This is a genomic window from uncultured Streptococcus sp. (genome assembly GCF_963456385.1).
Taxonomy (GTDB): Bacteria; Bacillota; Bacilli; order Lactobacillales; family Streptococcaceae; genus Streptococcus.
The window spans coordinates 36,548-53,427 of record NZ_CAUOLF010000013.1 but is presented as its reverse complement, the minus strand read 5'-3'; the positions used below and the strand labels follow the sequence as shown (position 1 = coordinate 53,427).

General features: G+C 44.1%; 15 protein-coding genes. 5 read left to right on the top strand and 10 right to left on the bottom strand.

What is annotated here, in order from left to right:
* Window positions 1-176: 176 nt before the first annotated feature.
* From RP262_RS06765 to RP262_RS06745, 5 genes are all read right to left on the bottom strand, one after another.
* On the bottom strand, window positions 177-1,295 hold the full coding sequence (locus RP262_RS06765) for a DUF805 domain-containing protein (RefSeq protein WP_311154665.1): 1,119 nt from the start codon (window positions 1,293-1,295) through the stop codon (window positions 177-179).
* A gap of 124 nt (window positions 1,296-1,419) precedes the next feature.
* The gene (locus tag RP262_RS06760) at window positions 1,420-3,660 is read right to left on the bottom strand and encodes a DNA internalization-related competence protein ComEC/Rec2 (RefSeq protein ID WP_311154664.1); all 2,241 of its coding nucleotides are present in this window, start codon (window positions 3,658-3,660) and stop codon (window positions 1,420-1,422) included.
* Complete coding sequence (locus tag RP262_RS06755; protein ID WP_311154663.1) at window positions 3,644-4,324, bottom strand: helix-hairpin-helix domain-containing protein; 681 nt, start codon at window positions 4,322-4,324, stop codon at window positions 3,644-3,646. Before RP262_RS06755 ends, RP262_RS06760 begins: the two co-directional genes overlap by 17 nt.
* A 148-nt stretch (window positions 4,325-4,472) precedes the next feature.
* The gene (locus tag RP262_RS06750) at window positions 4,473-5,021 is read right to left on the bottom strand and encodes an HXXEE domain-containing protein (RefSeq protein WP_311154662.1); all 549 of its coding nucleotides are present in this window, start codon (window positions 5,019-5,021) and stop codon (window positions 4,473-4,475) included.
* A 72-nt stretch (window positions 5,022-5,093) separates the two neighbouring features.
* Window positions 5,094-5,834 carry a 1-acyl-sn-glycerol-3-phosphate acyltransferase gene (locus RP262_RS06745; protein ID WP_002896089.1) on the bottom strand — a complete coding sequence of 247 codons (741 nt, stop codon included), beginning with the start codon at window positions 5,832-5,834 and terminating at the stop codon, window positions 5,094-5,096.
* A gap of 157 nt (window positions 5,835-5,991) precedes the next feature.
* Here RP262_RS06745 and RP262_RS06740 point away from each other — a divergent pair, with 157 nt between their 5' ends.
* From RP262_RS06740 to RP262_RS06725, 4 genes are all read left to right on the top strand, one after another.
* Complete coding sequence (locus tag RP262_RS06740) at window positions 5,992-8,331, top strand: cation-translocating P-type ATPase (protein WP_311154661.1); 2,340 nt, start codon at window positions 5,992-5,994, stop codon at window positions 8,329-8,331.
* A gap of 129 nt (window positions 8,332-8,460) precedes the next feature.
* A complete protein-coding gene (locus RP262_RS06735; RefSeq protein ID WP_311154660.1) occupies window positions 8,461-9,207 on the top strand; it encodes a tRNA1(Val) (adenine(37)-N6)-methyltransferase in 747 nt (248 codons plus the stop codon).
* On the top strand, window positions 9,197-9,460 hold the full coding sequence (locus RP262_RS06730; protein ID WP_311154659.1) for a GIY-YIG nuclease family protein: 264 nt from the start codon (window positions 9,197-9,199) through the stop codon (window positions 9,458-9,460). The genes RP262_RS06735 and RP262_RS06730 overlap by 11 nt, the downstream gene beginning before the upstream one ends.
* Window positions 9,453-10,319 carry a DapH/DapD/GlmU-related protein gene (locus tag RP262_RS06725; RefSeq protein ID WP_311154658.1) on the top strand — a complete coding sequence of 289 codons (867 nt, stop codon included), beginning with the start codon at window positions 9,453-9,455 and terminating at the stop codon, window positions 10,317-10,319. Before RP262_RS06730 ends, RP262_RS06725 begins: the two co-directional genes overlap by 8 nt.
* Before the next feature lie 35 nt (window positions 10,320-10,354).
* Here RP262_RS06725 and RP262_RS06720 read toward each other — a convergent pair whose 3' ends face one another.
* From RP262_RS06720 to RP262_RS06710, 3 genes are all read right to left on the bottom strand, one after another.
* Entirely contained in the window at window positions 10,355-10,888 is a 534-nt protein-coding gene (locus RP262_RS06720) for an isoprenylcysteine carboxyl methyltransferase family protein (RefSeq protein ID WP_311154657.1), read from the bottom strand.
* A 182-nt stretch (window positions 10,889-11,070) separates the two neighbouring features.
* Entirely contained in the window at window positions 11,071-11,817 is a 747-nt protein-coding gene (locus RP262_RS06715) for a DeoR/GlpR family DNA-binding transcription regulator (protein WP_311154656.1), read from the bottom strand.
* A 386-nt stretch (window positions 11,818-12,203) separates the two neighbouring features.
* Window positions 12,204-13,775, bottom strand: a complete 1,572-nt coding sequence (locus RP262_RS06710; protein ID WP_311154655.1) for a DEAD/DEAH box helicase — start codon at window positions 13,773-13,775, stop codon at window positions 12,204-12,206.
* A 357-nt stretch (window positions 13,776-14,132) separates the two neighbouring features.
* Here RP262_RS06710 and RP262_RS06705 point away from each other — a divergent pair, with 357 nt between their 5' ends.
* The gene (locus RP262_RS06705) at window positions 14,133-14,531 is read left to right on the top strand and encodes a hypothetical protein (protein WP_061589218.1); all 399 of its coding nucleotides are present in this window, start codon (window positions 14,133-14,135) and stop codon (window positions 14,529-14,531) included.
* 31 nt (window positions 14,532-14,562) lie between these two features.
* Here the strand turns inward: RP262_RS06705 and icd are convergent, their stop codons facing one another.
* Together icd and RP262_RS06695 are read right to left on the bottom strand one after the other, a co-directional pair.
* Window positions 14,563-15,774, bottom strand: coding sequence for an NADP-dependent isocitrate dehydrogenase (gene icd / locus RP262_RS06700; RefSeq protein ID WP_311154654.1), 1,212 nt, complete (start codon window positions 15,772-15,774; stop codon window positions 14,563-14,565).
* Window positions 15,761-16,879, bottom strand: coding sequence for a citrate synthase (locus tag RP262_RS06695; protein ID WP_101771157.1), 1,119 nt, complete (start codon window positions 16,877-16,879; stop codon window positions 15,761-15,763). The genes icd and RP262_RS06695 overlap by 14 nt, the downstream gene beginning before the upstream one ends.
* Window position 16,880: the final 1 nt, after the last annotated feature.

Genomic DNA, 16,880 nt, shown 5'->3' with positions numbered 1-16,880 from the left:
CTGCTATTTTCTTTGCAAACAAAATCTAATTTTTGAGTATATCCGCTATATAAATATAAACTGTTACTAGCTTCATTTTTCTTTGTTCTAAAAAACTATCAATGTCCAGTTCTGTTCAAGATTTTCTGCGAGCGACAGAGCAAAAAGAGTTGGAAAAATTCCAACTCTTTCTTTGTTTATTCATGATTTTCAGTTGTATCCTCTACACTGTTTTCAGCAGGTTGCTCCTCTTGAATTGGTGAAACAAAAGGATTATCCTGAACAGGTGCTTGAGTTCCAAAATCCTGAGGTGTTGACTGCTCAGGTGTTTCAGCAGTAAATGGATTTTGAACAGGTTCTGCTTGCTCCACTGCTTGGCTTTGATCAGAAACAGGTTGTTGTGGCTGTTGACCAAACTGTTGTCCTTGGAATCCACCTTGCTGTGGCTGTTGGCCAAATGGTTGGCTTTGGACAGGTTGCTGTGGTTGTTGACCAAATTGCTGACCTTGGAAATCACCTTGTTGTGGTTGTTGACCAAATGGTTGATTTTGAACAGGTCGTTGTGGTTGTTGACCAAATGATTGGTTTTGGACAGGTTGCTGTGGTTGTTGACCAAATTGCTGACCTTGGAAACCACCTTGCTGTGGCTGTTGACCAAACTGTTGATTTTGAACTGGTTGTTGTGACTGACCAAACTGTTGTCCTTGGAAACCACCTTGCTGTGGCTGTTGGCCAAACTGCTGACCTTGGAAACCGCCTTGTTGCGGTTGTTTTTCATAGTTCAAACCTTGATTGTATGGCTGTTGGCCAAACTGTTGTCCTTGGAAGTTTTGCTGGCCGTATGAATTTCCAACCATTTCAGGCTTAGACCCTTGACAAAGCAAAACAATCAAAGCAATACTACATGGAAGAGATACTATTCCTGCAATAATATTTAGAACTGGAATAAATGATAGTAAAAAAGGACCAACATACAAGAAAAGGAAAGCCCAATGATAACCAGCATCACGTAAACGACGGACAATGATAGCCAAATTAGGTACAAAAGTTGCCAGAGCATATAGAATTAAGATGAAAATAAAGATTACAGCGAATCCTGCTCCAGCCAAGATTGCTGATGGATCTGATTCATATCCATATGTTGAGTCTTGAACTGCGGCTGAAAGAATACTTCCAAAAGCAGATGCCCAAAAAATGATAAACAATGGTACGATGATAATCATGTGACACAAAAACGCCCACCAATAGTCTGACCGACTAGAGCGGCTTGAAAAATCAGCATAATGTGTCCAGAATTTTTTATATGCAGCAAACATAAAATTCTCCTCTATAATTTTTTATACCCATTATTCTATCACAAATGCATAAATAAATCAATATGACTTCCTGACTGAAGCTAAGCAGTCTACAAAGTATGAGTTGGCATCTTTAGCGCTGCTATCAACGAACCGTTTCAATCCTCCAGGAATTCCAACCAGTAAACCGAATGGCCCCCTGCTGGTCAGTTCGATAGATAGCTGTATTAAACTTCTCAAATCTTTGCAAGGTTTCCTGATGGGGATGACGATAACGATTATTCTGACCGGCTGATATCAAGGCCAGTTTCGGCTGAATTTGCTCTAAAAACTCTGGACTGGACGAGCCTTTGGAACCATGGTGCCCTGCTTTTAAGACATCTGCTTTCAGCTGAGGGAAGCGCTGCAGCAGTTCGGTTTCTCCTTGTCTTTCCAAATCACCTGTAAACAAAAATTTTGTCTGAAAGAACTCTCCGTAGAGTACAATCGAATCATCATTTCCACCGTCGCCTACCCCGCTAGGATAGAGAACCTGCAAAGCTGAGTCAAATACCGGAATCTCATCTCCCACTTCTAAGACATGGACAGAAGTTTCTATCTGCTCCAGCTTTTGAACAAAATCAGGCTGAGTGAGACTTCCTTTGGAAACATAGATTTCCTTGATGGAAAAATGCTTAGCTACCTCCAACATATCTCCCATGTGATCGGTATCGGTATGAGTCAGGACCAATACATCCAGACTAGCAACGCCACGACTTTTGAGATAGGGAATTAAGGTCTTTTCTGCATTGGATGAAGTCTGTCGCTTCTGCCAAGCCTCCTTCTTTCCTATCTCGACTCGTCCTCCTACGTCAATCAAAATCGTCCTGCCCTGCCAGTCCCTGAGAAAAATGCTATCACCTTGACCAATATCCACCACTGTAATCTCATTTTGCAGCGGATGCTTTGTTAGGAAAAATAAGAGAAGAGCTAGGAAACTAAAAGACAAAAACCAACTTTTCTTTCTCCGAAAGTCATAGATTAAAGCCAAAACTAAAAGGAGGGCAACAAGTAGCCAGAGGTTGGGCTTCCCAAAAATCAAAGGACGCGGAGCAAAATCAGCTACCCAACGAATCACACCTTCGAGTAACTCAAAGAAAAAATTGACCTGAGTGATTTTTAAAAGTGGCGACAAAATAAAAATGAGGGTTAAGCCTGGCAGCATCAGCAGGTCAAAGAGTAGTGAAAATAGAAAAGTTAAAATCACGGACCAAGGCTGAAATTCTGCAAAGTAGTAGATCAGTATAGGCAAAATCCCCAATGAAATAGTCAGACTTTCCGCTAAAAGCTTCCGAATCGGCGACAACTTCTCAAAATCCATCATAGAAATCAGAAAAGCATAAGCGCAGGACAAGACACCGCCTGCTGTTAGAAGAAAATTGGGCATGATGATAAAGAGAACCATCAGTGTCAGAGCAAAATTATCTAGCCTTGTCAGTCCCTGCTGGGCCAACAACTTCTGAACTAAGCTTCTGACAACAGAAACAGAAAAGCCTGTTAGTCCAGCATAGATAAATGAAAAAGGCAGCTGCAAGGCATTTACTATCTCCCTCTTCATCCCCAAACGTAGAAGAATTCTGCGAAAACCATCCAAAAAGAAACCTACCTGCATACCAGACAAGGCAAACAAATGGATGATACCCAAGCTAGAATACAGGTCACTCATTTCCGCAAACTCCGTATCCAAGTCACCAAACAGGAGTCCAGTCATATAATGACTCATTGGACTAGGAAAATTATTTCGAATATAGACCAGCGCTTTTCTGCGCCAGACAGATAGCCAATCGAGTGGATTCAGGCTGGAAATTGGCCTTAGTGACTGAATTTTATTGATTTTTAAGGTACGGTAAATTCCCTGACTCTTTAAATAAGCCTGATAGTCAAAGCCCGAAAAATTTCGTTGCTGCTGGGCCTGTTCAAACTCTGCTTCCATATCAAGGACGACCAAATCTGTCAGTTGCTGAAAAGCTTCCTTTTCACTGGCTGATTTGATCTTGTAGAAGACTTGATAAAGCCGACCGTCCGTTCGCCCTCGAAAGGATAGGGAATCTCCATTGACTTTGATCGTATCTGGCAAGACTTGAACCGAGCTAGCTGAAGGAGGTTCCTGCCTAAAGGCCTGCTCTGCCATTTCCCGACGAAGCAAGAAAAAGAAGACAAAAAGGGACAGGAATGCCAAAGCAGCTAGACTTTTCTTGAGAGGATAGCTGAAAAAGAGACGAAGCAGAAGGACACCCAGCCCTAAATATGCTAACAAACTGCCAGAATAGACTGCAAAATAGGCCCATACAAGTATGAAAGCCAGATAGATAGGGGCGAGGGGTAACTTTTTAATCCACTGTGACATATTCTTTCAGCTTTTCTAAGGTCTTATCTCCAATACCTGACACCTTTTTCAGATCATCTACTGACTTGAAACGGCCACTGCTTTCGCGGTAGGCGATAATGTCAGAAGCTCGCTTCTGTCCGATGCCTGAAATAGTCTGCAGTTCAGCCTCTGTCGCCGTATTTAGATTGACCTTGTCCGACTTTCCACCACTGGCACCAGCAGAATCAGAAGCTCCTGCTTGACGCTGGCCAGTCTGGGTGACATCAGCTCCTTCTTCACCAATCTTTGCCACATAGATTACTGCTTCATCCGTTAATTTTTGTGCCTGATTGATGGACTTAGCCTCGGCGTCTGCTGTCAATCCGCCAGCTTTTTGTATGGCTTCATGGACTCTCGCTCCTGATCTCAGCTCATAGACGCCAGGATTCTTGACTGCTCCCTTAATATCCACAGTGACCTGCTCACTTTCCTCTTCGTCCGCCTTAGACTTATAGTCAATCTTTTCGCTTTCTTCATCAGCTGAGCTGGATGAGGAAGTTATTTCTTGGCTCAAGGCGGCCACCTGATTTGGCGACTGATGGTTTCCCTTGATAAGGAAAAAACCACCTAGCACAGCGCCAACTACTACCAGACCGACAAAGAACTTGTATTCTTTTAGCTTTTCAATGATTTCTTCAAGCATATTTTTCTCCTTTGTCTTTTTATTCGTAAAAAAATTCAAAAAAATATGACAAACCGCGAGAATTTTCAGCTTGTCATATTTTAAAATCTTTATTTTGCAAGTAGTCGTATAGATAGAAGAGGCATTGATGAAAATAGGAACTGTAATATCAATTTGCTTTGCTTATCCTGTATATCCAAGCTTCTAACTTATGAGCTTTGCTATGTAAAAAAGCAAGGTTTACTAGAAGAAAAGCCATCACAAGCGCGCTTAGAATCAGAAGCAGCGGCCAAGAAACCGACTGCTGACATAGATAAAAGATGAAGACTAAGATGAGCACAGGAAACGTCGTCAGAGCTGTGAAGCCGCCCGGTACCCAGCGACGAAAGCGAAACACTTGCATGATATGGCCCAGCAGATGGAGAGTATGACAGAAGCCAATAGCCAGAGCCAGCTCGGAAATGCGAAATAGAATCGCAAGCAACAAAAGGATAAAAGCCAGTAGAAATTCCTCCGCAATCATTAGAGCTATACTTTCAGCAGAAAGATAACTTCCTCTCCTAACAATGAACATCTCCTTTTGATAGCCTTGATGGTCTTGATTCTGAGAAATCCAAGGCCGAACCAGGATAATCTCATCAAACTCGTGCAGCATAAACAGTGATAAGGTTATAAAAGATAAAAAAGTAAGAGACATGACATCCTCCTTATAAAACATACAAACATTATAGCTCACTCACATAAAAAAATCAGCTCCCAAGCGAGATTACTCAGTAAGCTGATTAGTAACTTATTTTCTGTGTTTGTCCGGATCCCAGACAAAGCTGGCAAAAAAGCTGAAAATGATGGTCAAAATTCCAATCAAAATAGCAGGAATAAAGACAAAGGCACGTAAAATCCGTAAGAAGATATTGCCTTTCTTTTGTGTCTGGTAAGGGGCCACTTCAGCATCAAGACGATCAAACTCAGAATGAATACGGCGAGCCACTTCCTCAACTCCCTCATCATTCATCTTCTTAATGTCTGAAATATCAATTGGATTACCAAAATTCATATCCACGCGCTCTCCAGCTGCCAAGCCTTTGAGGCTCATGGGACCAGCATAGACCACTGGCATGATACGGACCTTAGCCATCTTAGCAATCACTGCCACTCCTCCCTTAACATCCGTAGAATGGCGGCTGCCGCTTGGGAACATAATGAGGGAACGATTGCTCTTTTTCAGCATATTGACAGGGTACTTGATAGCTGACGGGCCAGGATTTTCCCGGTCGATAGGAAAGGCACCACACATGCGAATCCACCAGCCGAACACCCGATTTTCAAAGAGCTGTTTCTTGGCCATGAAAATGAACTGCTTGGGCTTGGTCGCAAAAGCCATGTAAACTGGATCCCACCATGTTCGGTGAGGGGCAACCAAGATATAATTTTCATCTTTTGAAGGAATCTTTTCTTTATTGTGGTAGTGTGCATTGCCGTTCAAGGTCCACAGGATAAAAATCACTAAACCTCGCAAATAAGTATAAAACATAAACTCTCCTTATTTCAAACTGTGATTGTACTTGAAATTTATTACATCCTTTCCCATTATACCCTATACCCTTATAGTCTGCAATATTTTTCCAAACTTTGGCTGTAACAGCTGATTCGGATAGCCATTTCCATAAAAAAATGGTATCATTAATCTCATGAACAAGAAAGAATTAATCGGTTTAAACCAAACCCAAGTAAATGAAAAGATTTCGCAGGGCTTGACCAATGATTTTACAAGTGACACCAGTACTAGTAACTGGCAAATTGTTAAGCGGAATGTTTTCACCCTTTTTAATGCCCTTAACTTTGTTATTGCTCTAGCCTTGGTCTCTGTCCAAGCCTGGAGCAATCTAGTCTTCTTCGCAGTAATCAGCTTTAACGCCGTCACTGGTATTATTACGGAACTACGAGCCAAACACATGATTGACAAGCTCAATTTGGTCAGCCGAGAGCTAGTCACAGTCATCCGAGAAGGCCAGGAAGTCAAAATTCAGCCAGAAGAAATTGTACTGGGCGATCTGATCAAGCTGTCAGCCGGCGAGCAAATTCCCAGTGATGCCCGTGTGGTAGAGGGTGTTGCCGAGGCCAATGAAGCCATGCTGACAGGGGAGAGCGACTTAGTTCTCAAGGAAGAAGGCGCTGAGCTGCTGTCTGGTAGCTTTCTGGCTAGTGGGCAGATCTATGCTGAGGTGCATCATGTCGGCGCAGATAACTACGCCAACAAGCTCATGACTGAAGCTAAAACCCTCAAACCTATCAACTCACGCATCCTTTACAATCTTGGGAAAATTTCCCGCTTTACCGGAAAAATTATCATTCCTTTCGGAATGGCTCTCTTCTTTGAAGCCCTAATGATAAAGGGATTGCCTGTCAAAAACTCTGTCATTACCAGCTCGACAGCTCTTTTGGGTATGCTGCCTAAGGGAATCGCCCTGCTGACAGTCACGTCACTTCTGACAGCTGTCATCAAGCTAGGTATGCGCAAGGTTCTTGTTCAGGAAATGTATTCTGTTGAGACCTTAGCTCGGGTAGATACTCTCTGCTTGGACAAGACCGGTACAATTACCCAAGGTAAGATGACCGTTGAAGCCTTGCATAGCCTATCGGATAAGTTTTCTGATGAGACCGTCGGTCAAATCTTAGCAGCCTACATCCAAACCAGCGAGGATAATAACCCAACTGCTCAGGCTATCCGAAAGGGCTACGGCCACCTGGAGCACACCTATACTAGCGACAATGTCATCCCATTTTCTAGTGACCGAAAATGGGGGGCTATGCATTTATCAAGTGTCGGAACTATCTTTCTGGGAGCGCCCGAAATGCTGCTGGACAGCAATCCTGCAGCGGTTGGAGAGGCTCAAAAACGCGGATCACGGGTTTTGGTACTGGCTCACAGCGACCAAGTGCTAGACAAACACAGTATCCAACTGCCTGAAGATATGACCGCTCTGGCTGTTCTGGAAATCACTGACCCTATTCGTGAGGGAGCAGCCGAGACACTGGACTACCTGCGCTCTCAGGATGTTGATTTGAAAATCATCTCTGGTGACAATCCAGTGACCGTTTCCCATATTGCGAGCCAGGCTGGATTTACCAATTACGACAGCTACATCGACTGCTCTAAAATCAGCGATCAAGAACTGGTTGAGCAAGCAGAAGAAACAGCCATCTTTGGCCGTGTTTCTCCTCATCAGAAAAAGCTGCTCATCCAGACTCTTAAGGCCGCTGGTCGGACAACAGCCATGACCGGAGATGGTGTTAATGATATTTTGGCCTTGCGTGAAGCAGACTGCTCCATCGTCATGGCGGAGGGCGACCCCGCAACTCGGCAAATTGCCAACTTAGTTCTTCTTAACTCTGACTTTAACGATGTCCCTGAGATTCTTTTTGAAGGCCGCCGAGTTGTTAACAATATCGGCCGGATTGCTCCGATTTTCTTCATTAAGACCATATATTCCTTTATCCTGGCTATTATCTGTATCGCCAGTATCCTGCTCGGAAAACCTGAATACCTCTTGATTTTCCCATTCATTCCGATTCAGATTACCTTGATTGACCAGTTTGTCGAAGGTTTCCCACCCTTTGTCCTCACCTTTGAGCGCAATATTAAGCCGGTTGAAAAGCACTTCCTCAAACGCTCCCTGCAGCTGGCTCTGCCAAGCTCCCTCATGATTGTCTTCAGCGTGCTATTTGTCCGCATCTGGGGCAGCAGTCATGGCTGGAGTGACATAGAAATGTCCACCCTGACCTATTACTTGCTAGGCAGCATCAGCTTCTTGTCAGTCATTCGGGCTTGCCTGCCACTCAACCTCTGGCGCAGCCTGCTCATTATCTTCTCTGTCTTCGGCTTCTATCTATCAGCCTTTGTCCTGCAGCACCTTTTGGAAATTGCAACGCTGACAGCCGCAACTTTGCCAGTCTACCTGATTCTCATGGTTGTTTTCGGGCTTGTCTTTGTTGCCTGCACCATTAAGCAGAAATACAGATTTGATTAAGGGCTAGCTAAAAAAGAATTATCATTTAAGCTCATGGAAACATGCGAGAATCCTCGCATGTTTTTTTGATTGTGCAAAAACTTCCCATATCCTTTTGGAATCCTTGCTAAATCATGCTATAATTGACTTATGAACGAAGCAAAACTAAAAGACGGAGAACGAGTCAACCAGCTCTTTTCGACGGATGTCAAGATTATTCAAAATAGTGAGGTCTTCAGCTATTCGGTAGACAGCGTGCTGCTTTCCCGCTTTCCCAAGCTGCCCCAGCGGGGTCTAATCGTTGATCTCTGTGCTGGAAATGGCGCTGTTGGACTTTTTGCCAGCACTCGCACCAAGGCTCAGATTCTCGCAGTCGAGATTCAGGAACGTCTGGCAGACATGGCCGAGCGCTCCATTGAGCTCAATGATTTGACTCAGCAAATGCAAGTTATTCAGGACGATCTGAAAAACCTAGGCCAATATATCACTGGCAGCAAGGTTGATATGATTCTCTGCAATCCTCCATATTTCAAAGTGGACAAGCAATCCAATCTCAATGAAAGCCAGCACTACCTTTTAGCCCGCCATGAAATCTCAACAAATCTGGAAGAAATTTGCAAGATTGCCCAGCGAGTCCTCAAATCCAATGGTCGGTTGACTATGGTTCATCGACCAGAACGCTTTTTAGATATTTTAGATACCATGCAAGCCCACAAACTGGCTCCCAAGCGCATCCAGTTTGTCTATCCAAAGCTGGGTAAAGAGGCCAATATGCTGCTTATCGAAGCTATTAAAGATGGTTCCCGCGACGGTCTAAAAATCCTGCCCCCTCTCTTTATTCACAATCAGGACGGCAGCTACACTCCGGAGATTCACGAGATTTACTATGGAAAATAAAGCCTATATGTACGTGCTTGAATGCGGGGACGGCTCCCTCTACACCGGCTACACAACGGATGTCAAAGCCCGACTCAAAAAACATCAAGCTGGCAAAGGAGCCAAGTACACCCGCGCTCGGCTGCCTGTCGCCTTACTTTACCAAGAAGAACACCCTAGCAAGCCGGCTGCCATGTCGGCTGAAGCACTCTTTAAAAAGAAAACTAGACAAGCCAAACTGGCTTACATCAAAGAAAGGACTCAAAATGCCTGAAATCCAGTTTAAAGGCGACTTTCATCATATCGAAATTTCCCCAGATAGTCATCTTGATATCGGTCAAGATGTCATTTTCCAATCTTTTACCAGCCTCAATGTAGCAAGTGGCGCGCAACTCAAGCTAGGAACCCGGGTTTTCTTTAACGACCATTGTACTGTCCGCTGTCAGCACTCTATCGAAATCGGGAAAGACACCATGTTTGGCGATGGAGTTCGCATTTTTGACCATAATCATCAGTATTCTAATTATCACATTGAGAAGATTGATTTTACTGTTGCGCCAGTCAAGATTGGAGCTAACTGCTGGATTGGAACCAATACTGTAATTCTCAAAGGCGTGACCATTGGTGATAATGTCATCATTGGAGCCAACAGCTTGATTTTCCAAGATATTCCCAGCAACTCTATCGCCATGAGCAAGGAAGAGCTTATCATTAAGGAGCGTCCACAGGGCAATTTCCATGCCTTCACGCTGACAGCTTCTGATACCTTGGAACAATTGGCTTATTTAGCAGAAAATCTGCCAAAATTAGAATTTCACATAGCTGCTAAGACCAATATTTCTCCTTATTTAGCCAGCTTTAATGACTATCCCAATATCAACCTCTACACCAATATTCACCAAGATGACTTTATTGAGGATTTGCTCGATAGGGCGGATATTTACTTGGATATTAATCACTGGGGAGAGGTCGACCAAATTGTCCAAAGGGCTATCAGCAAGGGGAAGCCAGTTTTGGCTTTCAGCCAAACTGCCCACCAGCCTGAAGAAAATAGTTTACTCTTCGAAGCGGACCAACCCCAGCAAATGGCTGATGAAATACGAAAATTAATGAAAGAAAAGGCTAGGACATAAGCGTCCTAGCCTTTCTTTTGCAGTCGATATGCATTTTATTCACCAGCAATTCCATTTGGAATGATAACTTCCTTGAGCAACTGCTCTTCTTCCTTGATACGGACATAGAGGGTGATACAGTAGAGCGGGAAGAGGATGAAAAGAGCAAAGTAAGCATGACTGAGCAGAGCCAAACCCACCAATTCTGGTACAACATTCAGAAAATAATTAGGATGTTTGACATTGCGAAAGAGCCAGTGGTCAACAAACTTATGATCCTTAACCAGCATGAGCTTGATGGTCCAAACTGGCCCTAAGAGCTTGGCAACAAGGTAGAGCATAAACATAGAAAAGAGCAACAAGACAGCTCCCAGTAGGCTCACAAAGTCAAAAGCTGGCTTTTTCAGCAGCAATTCCAGAAAGCAAACCGCATAAAAAAGTATGTGCAGGTACTTCATGATATTTGAGTTTTTCACCCCGTACTCCATACCACCCTTAGCCAGAATATCCTGCTCATTCTGAGAGGATTTTCTCAAAAACACCAAACGAAAAAGCGACACAGCCACAAAAATCACTATATTGATTGTCATAAGACCTCCTAAAATTTAATAATACATTTTATTATATAAGGAATTCCGCAGCAAAGTCAAGACTGTTGTTTACAAAATCGACCAAGATATAAAAAGGCTGTGACCGGAATTTCTAGACAAAATCCTAGTCACAGCCTCTATAAAATATTTATTTGAAGCAAGTTTCTCTCATCGGTCAGATATCACAAAATTTCAACATAGGTGCTGTATTTTTCCTTGACTTTCGGAGCGATATTATCGTCCGTCACAACTGCACTGAGGTTGTCCAGCCGGTAAAAAGAATAGAAAGAATAGCTGTCAAACTTGCTGTTATCGGCTACAATGTATTTGCTGATGGCATTGTTAAGGATAATCGCATCTCCGTTGCCTTCCTCTTCATTGCTAGTGGTAACATTATGACCGTCAATACCATTCGCCCCAATAAAGGCCTTAGAAACCTTGATTTCTTTCAAAAGATTATTGGCAAACTGACCGACAAAGGTTTGAGTCTTAGCCCGATAGCGTCCGCCAATCAGAATTAAATCTAAATTGGCTCTTTCTTTTAACTTTTCAAAAATTGGCAGCGAATTGGTGACAATGCTGATATTTTTGCAATCCAAATAGTCTCCGATAAAATCCGTTGTGGTACCTGACCCAATAAAGACCGTATCCCCGTCAGCAATCAAATCCGCACATTTACGGGCAATCTGTTTCTTCTCCTCAACATTTAGCATTTGCTTTTCTGAATGGGAAATCTCGTTGAGAGCATTCTTGACCTTCTTATGGGCTCCGCCATGAACACGGGTCAGCATGCCCTGCTTCTCCAAATCAATCAAATCCCGACGGATGGTCATATCCGTAACGCCCAGCATTTCTTTGAGGTTTTTGACAGCAACCACACCTGTTTGATCCAGTTCTTGCAGAATGATTCTATGTCTACTTTCTTTCATTTTACATTCTCCTTTTGCTCCTGAATTTCTTACAGACTCACCTTCACCTTATTATACAACAGTTCCAGCATATAAACAAAGATTTGTGAATTTTTTTATTTCAAATAGCTGATATGTTGAATTTTGATGTCGAAATTAGTTGAAATACTTCGAATCCTGTTCTATAGCAAAAGCACCAAGAACTGTTCACAGCAGAAGTAAGGGGACTATAATTTACTTTGAAAAACAGGGCAAGTTCAATCAGCATGATTAAGGAAACTACATTGGCTCATACATATATTTCTGCAGGACTGACGATAAGGGGAGCCATCAAACAAATAAAAAAGAGAGAACTTGCATTCTCTCTCGACGCTAAAATTGTCGCCAACTCTAGTTAACACCTCGCTTTATTTATCACCCTTGTTACGGATGACAAAGCCGGTTTTCTTTTCGCTAGAAGTATTGCGTGGCTTCTTGTGGTCCTTGCGGTAGCGATTTTCTTTATCGAAACGCTCGTCTTTGCGACCTTTCTTAAATTGGTCACGACGACCACCTCGGTCACGGCGATTGTCATTGCTGCGACGGTTATTATTTCCGCCACGACTGCCCTTGCCTTTTCCGCCAAAGCCTCCGCCAGACGGTTTAAATGGCAATGGTTTTTCACGGGCAATTTCTACTTCAGGAAGGGCATCTGGATCCTGCACCGTCAAGCTGAGGATATACATAGCCAGCTCTTCTGGGCTGAATTCTGCTGCTAGCTTGCGGGCATCCTTGCCAAATTTCTCAAAGTTAGAACGGATGCTTTCATCCGCAAAATCGCGTTCAATCTTCTTAAGGGCAACTTTTTTCTTAGCTTGGAAAGCTTCCTCTGCAGTCGCAGGTTTAAGGCCTTTCATACGCTTCTTGGTCAGATTTTCGATAATCTGCAAATAGCCCATTTCATTTGGCGCAACAAAAGTAATAGACTGACCTGACTTACCAGCACGACCAGTTCGACCAATCCGGTGAACATAGCTTTCTGGATCCTGCGGAATGTCGTAGTTGTAGACATGGGTCACACCAGAAATGTCCAATCCACGCGCGGCCACATCTGTCGCCACCAAGACATCCAGATTCCCGTTTTTAAAGTCGCGCAGAACGCGGAGGCGCTTGCCTTGGTCCAAATCACCATGGATACCCTCTGCTCGGAAACCGCGGATTTTTAGGCCACGAGTCAGCTCGTCCACCCGACGCTTGGTCCGGCCAAAGACGATTGACAGCTCTGGCTGGTCCACGTCCATGAGGCGGGTCATGGTATCAAATTTTTCATTTTCCTTGACACGGATATAATACTGATCCACCAGCTCCGTCGTCAGCTCTTTAGCAGCAATCTTGACATGCTCAGGCTCCTTCATGAACTTGACACCGATGCGCTTGATAGCATCCGGCATGGTCGCTGAAAAGAGCAAGGTCTGACGCTCTTCTGGCACACGGGAAATGATAGACTCAATATCTTCCAAAAATCCCATGTTCAGCATTTCATCCGCTTCGTCCAAGATTAAGGTTTCAATCTGATTTAGCTTAAGCGCCTTGCGTTTGATCAAATCCAAGAGACGGCCAGGTGTTCCTACGACGATATGAGCACCTGATTTGAGGGCCTTGATTTGCTTTTCGATGCTGGAGCCACCGTAGACAGAACGCACCTTGACACCCTTGCTGCGGCCAAAACGAAAAAGTTCTTCCTGACTCTGCACGGCCAATTCACGGGTTGGGGCAATAATCAAAGCTTGCACAGCAGGATTATCTGTATCAATCTTCTCCAGAGTCGGGAAGCCAAAGGCTGCTGTCTTTCCTGTCCCTGTCTGGGCCTGACCAATAACATCCTTACCTGCCATAGCAAGTGGAATCGTCTGCTCTTGAATAGGGCTTGCTTCTACAAAGCCAGCTTTTTCAATCTCTGCTAGTAATTCAGCAGATAAATGTAATTCATTAAATTTCAATGTTCTTCTTCTTTCTAAAGGCGGTGCGAAGCCACCTTATAAGGCTTTTGATACTCAACTATCGAAACATACCAAGTGCTTTTCGCCTGCTAAATCTCGATTTTCTGAGAGTATTCGCTCTTCTCTTCATAAATATGGTCTCTCAAGTCTAGGCACTAAAAAAGCGCCGACTCGGTCGCTAGTTCCCATTGAATAGAAAAACTGTATTTCTGCAACTAATCTAGTATACCACAAAAGCACCTAAAAAGATAGGACTTGCCTGTAAAATATTTTATTAGAGATTTCTTTTGTAAAAAATGAAAACTTGAAAATCATTTTCAAAAACATTATAATCTACAAAGAAGAAAGGAGACAGGTATGAATAAATTTTTACGAGTGATTTTCATTTTACTAATCTTAGCTATGCTGGGCGCAGCTACAATCCAGATTTTCCAGCCCCAGCTCTTGGGCAATGAGTCCATCTATGGTCTAGCTCCCTACTGGCAGCGGGAAATTGGTTTCTGGAATCTGGCTATTCTGCCTTTAGTCATTGCTGCCAACATAAAGTATGATTGGTTCTATCTGCGTATGACCCTTCTAGCACTGATTCTGGGTGGACTGGGCTTTGGCACCAACCATCTGCTAGGCTATCTGGAAAAGGCGAATCAAGCCAACCTACTGGGCTGGATTGAAAATTATCTGCTCGTCTTCTGCTGGATCATCGGCTGGGGACTGGAATATCGAAAAAGACAAAAAAGTGATGAAGAGACTGTCTAGATAGGCAGATTCTTCACCACTTTTTTCTTCATTATGGACACTTTTCTATATTAGCCAGTAGCTCCTCAGCAAATTGACTAGTGGTCAAGGCTGTTACTCCTTCTAGCTGACTGGCAAAATCGCCTGTCACTTTTTGCTCAAAGAGAGCCTTCTCAATAGCCTTAGTCAGGAGATGAGAGACCTCTGACCAACCAATGTAATCAAAGAGCATGGCCCCTGATAAGAGAAGAGAACAAGGGTTAGCCCTGTTTTGACCTGCTATATCTGGTGCCGTCCCGTGAGTAGCTTCAAAAATAGCATGACCAGTCTCGTAATTGATATTGGCCCCTGGAGCGATACCAATCCCGCCCACCTGAGCAGCCAAGGCATCGCTGGCATAATCCCCATTTAGATTGGTCAAGGCGACAACATCAAATTTCTCGGGATAGAGCAAAATCTGTTGCAGAAAATTATCAGCAATGACGTCCTGAATGACTAGTTTTCCAGAAGCCAGCTCATCCGCATACTCTCTTTGAGCTAGTTCATAGCCCCATTTCCGAAAACCACCCTCTGTAAATTTCTGGATATTGCCCTTGTGGACCAGAGTTACCCGGCTCAGTCCTTTGGCTAGGGCATAGTCAATAGCCGCCCGTATCAGCCGCTCACTGCCCTGCTTAGAAATAGGCTTGATTCCAATAGCAGAGCTTTCTGGGAAGCGAATCTTGTCAACCTGCATATCCTTCTGCAGGAAATCAATGATTTTTTTGACTGCAGCCGTCCCACTCTCCCACTCAATCCCTGCATATATGTCTTCTGTATTTTCCCGAAAAATTGTGATATCAGTCTTCTCTGGGTGCTTGAGCGGACTGGGAACTCCCTTGAAATAACGAATCGGCCGCAGACAAGCATAGAGATCCAATTCCTGTCTCAAGGCCACATTCAAGGAACGAATCCCTTCTCCGACTGGGGTTTCTAGCGGCCCCTTAATAGCCACCAGATGGCCCTTAATCGTTGTCAGAGTTTCATCTGGTAGCCAGTCACCCGTCAGGTCTGCCGCTTTTTTCCCGGCCAGAACTTCCTTCCAAACAACCTTTCTCTGGCCGCCATAAGCCTTTTCCACTGCCTTATCAAAGACCAGCTGGGCATTTTTCCAGATATCCACTCCAATCCCGTCACCTTGAATGTAAGGAATAATAGGAGCATCCGGTACCTGCAACCGCCCTTTCTCAAACAAAATCTTATCTGCCATTTTATCTCCTTCCAATGGGAAGATACTCCAAACCTTGAGCACCAATATAGTTAGAACGCGGCCGAATCAGCTTATTGTTCTTGCGCTGTTCCTGAATATGAGCAATCCAGCCAGCCACCCGACTCATAGCAAAAATCAGGGTGTAGATACTGCTGTCAATGCCCAACACATGGTAAACTGTAGCCGAATAAAAATCGACATTCGGTATCAGGTGCTTGGTATGCTTCATATAAGCTTCAATTTCCTCTGAAAGCTGATACCAGACCTCATCCTTAGTTCCCTGTGTCAAGTCCTTGGCCATTTGTCGCAGGTATTTTTCACGCGGATCTTGGGTCTTGTAAACCCGGTGACCAAAGCCCATAATTTTCTCGTGAGAGGCCAGCTTACGGTCTAGGTAAGCCTGACAATCCCCTTCTGCTCTAATCTCTTTCAGCATACCAAAGACACATTCGTTAGCGCCACCATGAAGGGAGCCCTTGAGTGCTCCAATAGCTGCTGTCACGCAGGAATAAATATCGGTCAAGGTTGAGGCGCAGACTCGAGCCGCAAAGGTTGAAGCATTGAGTTCATGGTCGGCATGGAGCACCAAGGCACAGTTGAAGGCTTTAACCTCAATCTCGCTCGCCTCTTGTCCTTTGAGCATATAGAGGAAATTAGCCGCAAAGCCCAAATCCTCTCGTGGCTCTATTGGAGTCTGACCCGACCTCAGTCTGGCAAAAGCCGCAATAATGGTCGGCATCTTCGCCATAAGCTGGATGCTCTGCTCATAGGTCGCTTCTAGAGAAGCCTCCTCAGCATGGACATTATAAACGCCCAAAAGACTGACCGTTGAGCGCAAGACACTCATGGGATGAAGGTGCTTGCGGGACTGGATAAGGATACACTGCTCCACCGCATCGCTAATGGCATAATTAGCTCGCAGATCTTCTTCAAAATGCTTAAGCTCAATCTGAGTCGGCAAATGCAAGTGCCACAGCAGATAAATCACCTCTTCAAAACTTGCATGGTGCTCTACCAATTCAGAAATATTGTAGCCTGCATAAGATAAAGAATCATCCACAATCTGGCTAATCCGAGTATCACAGGCTATGGTATCTTTCAAACCGTCCGTCTGACTCATG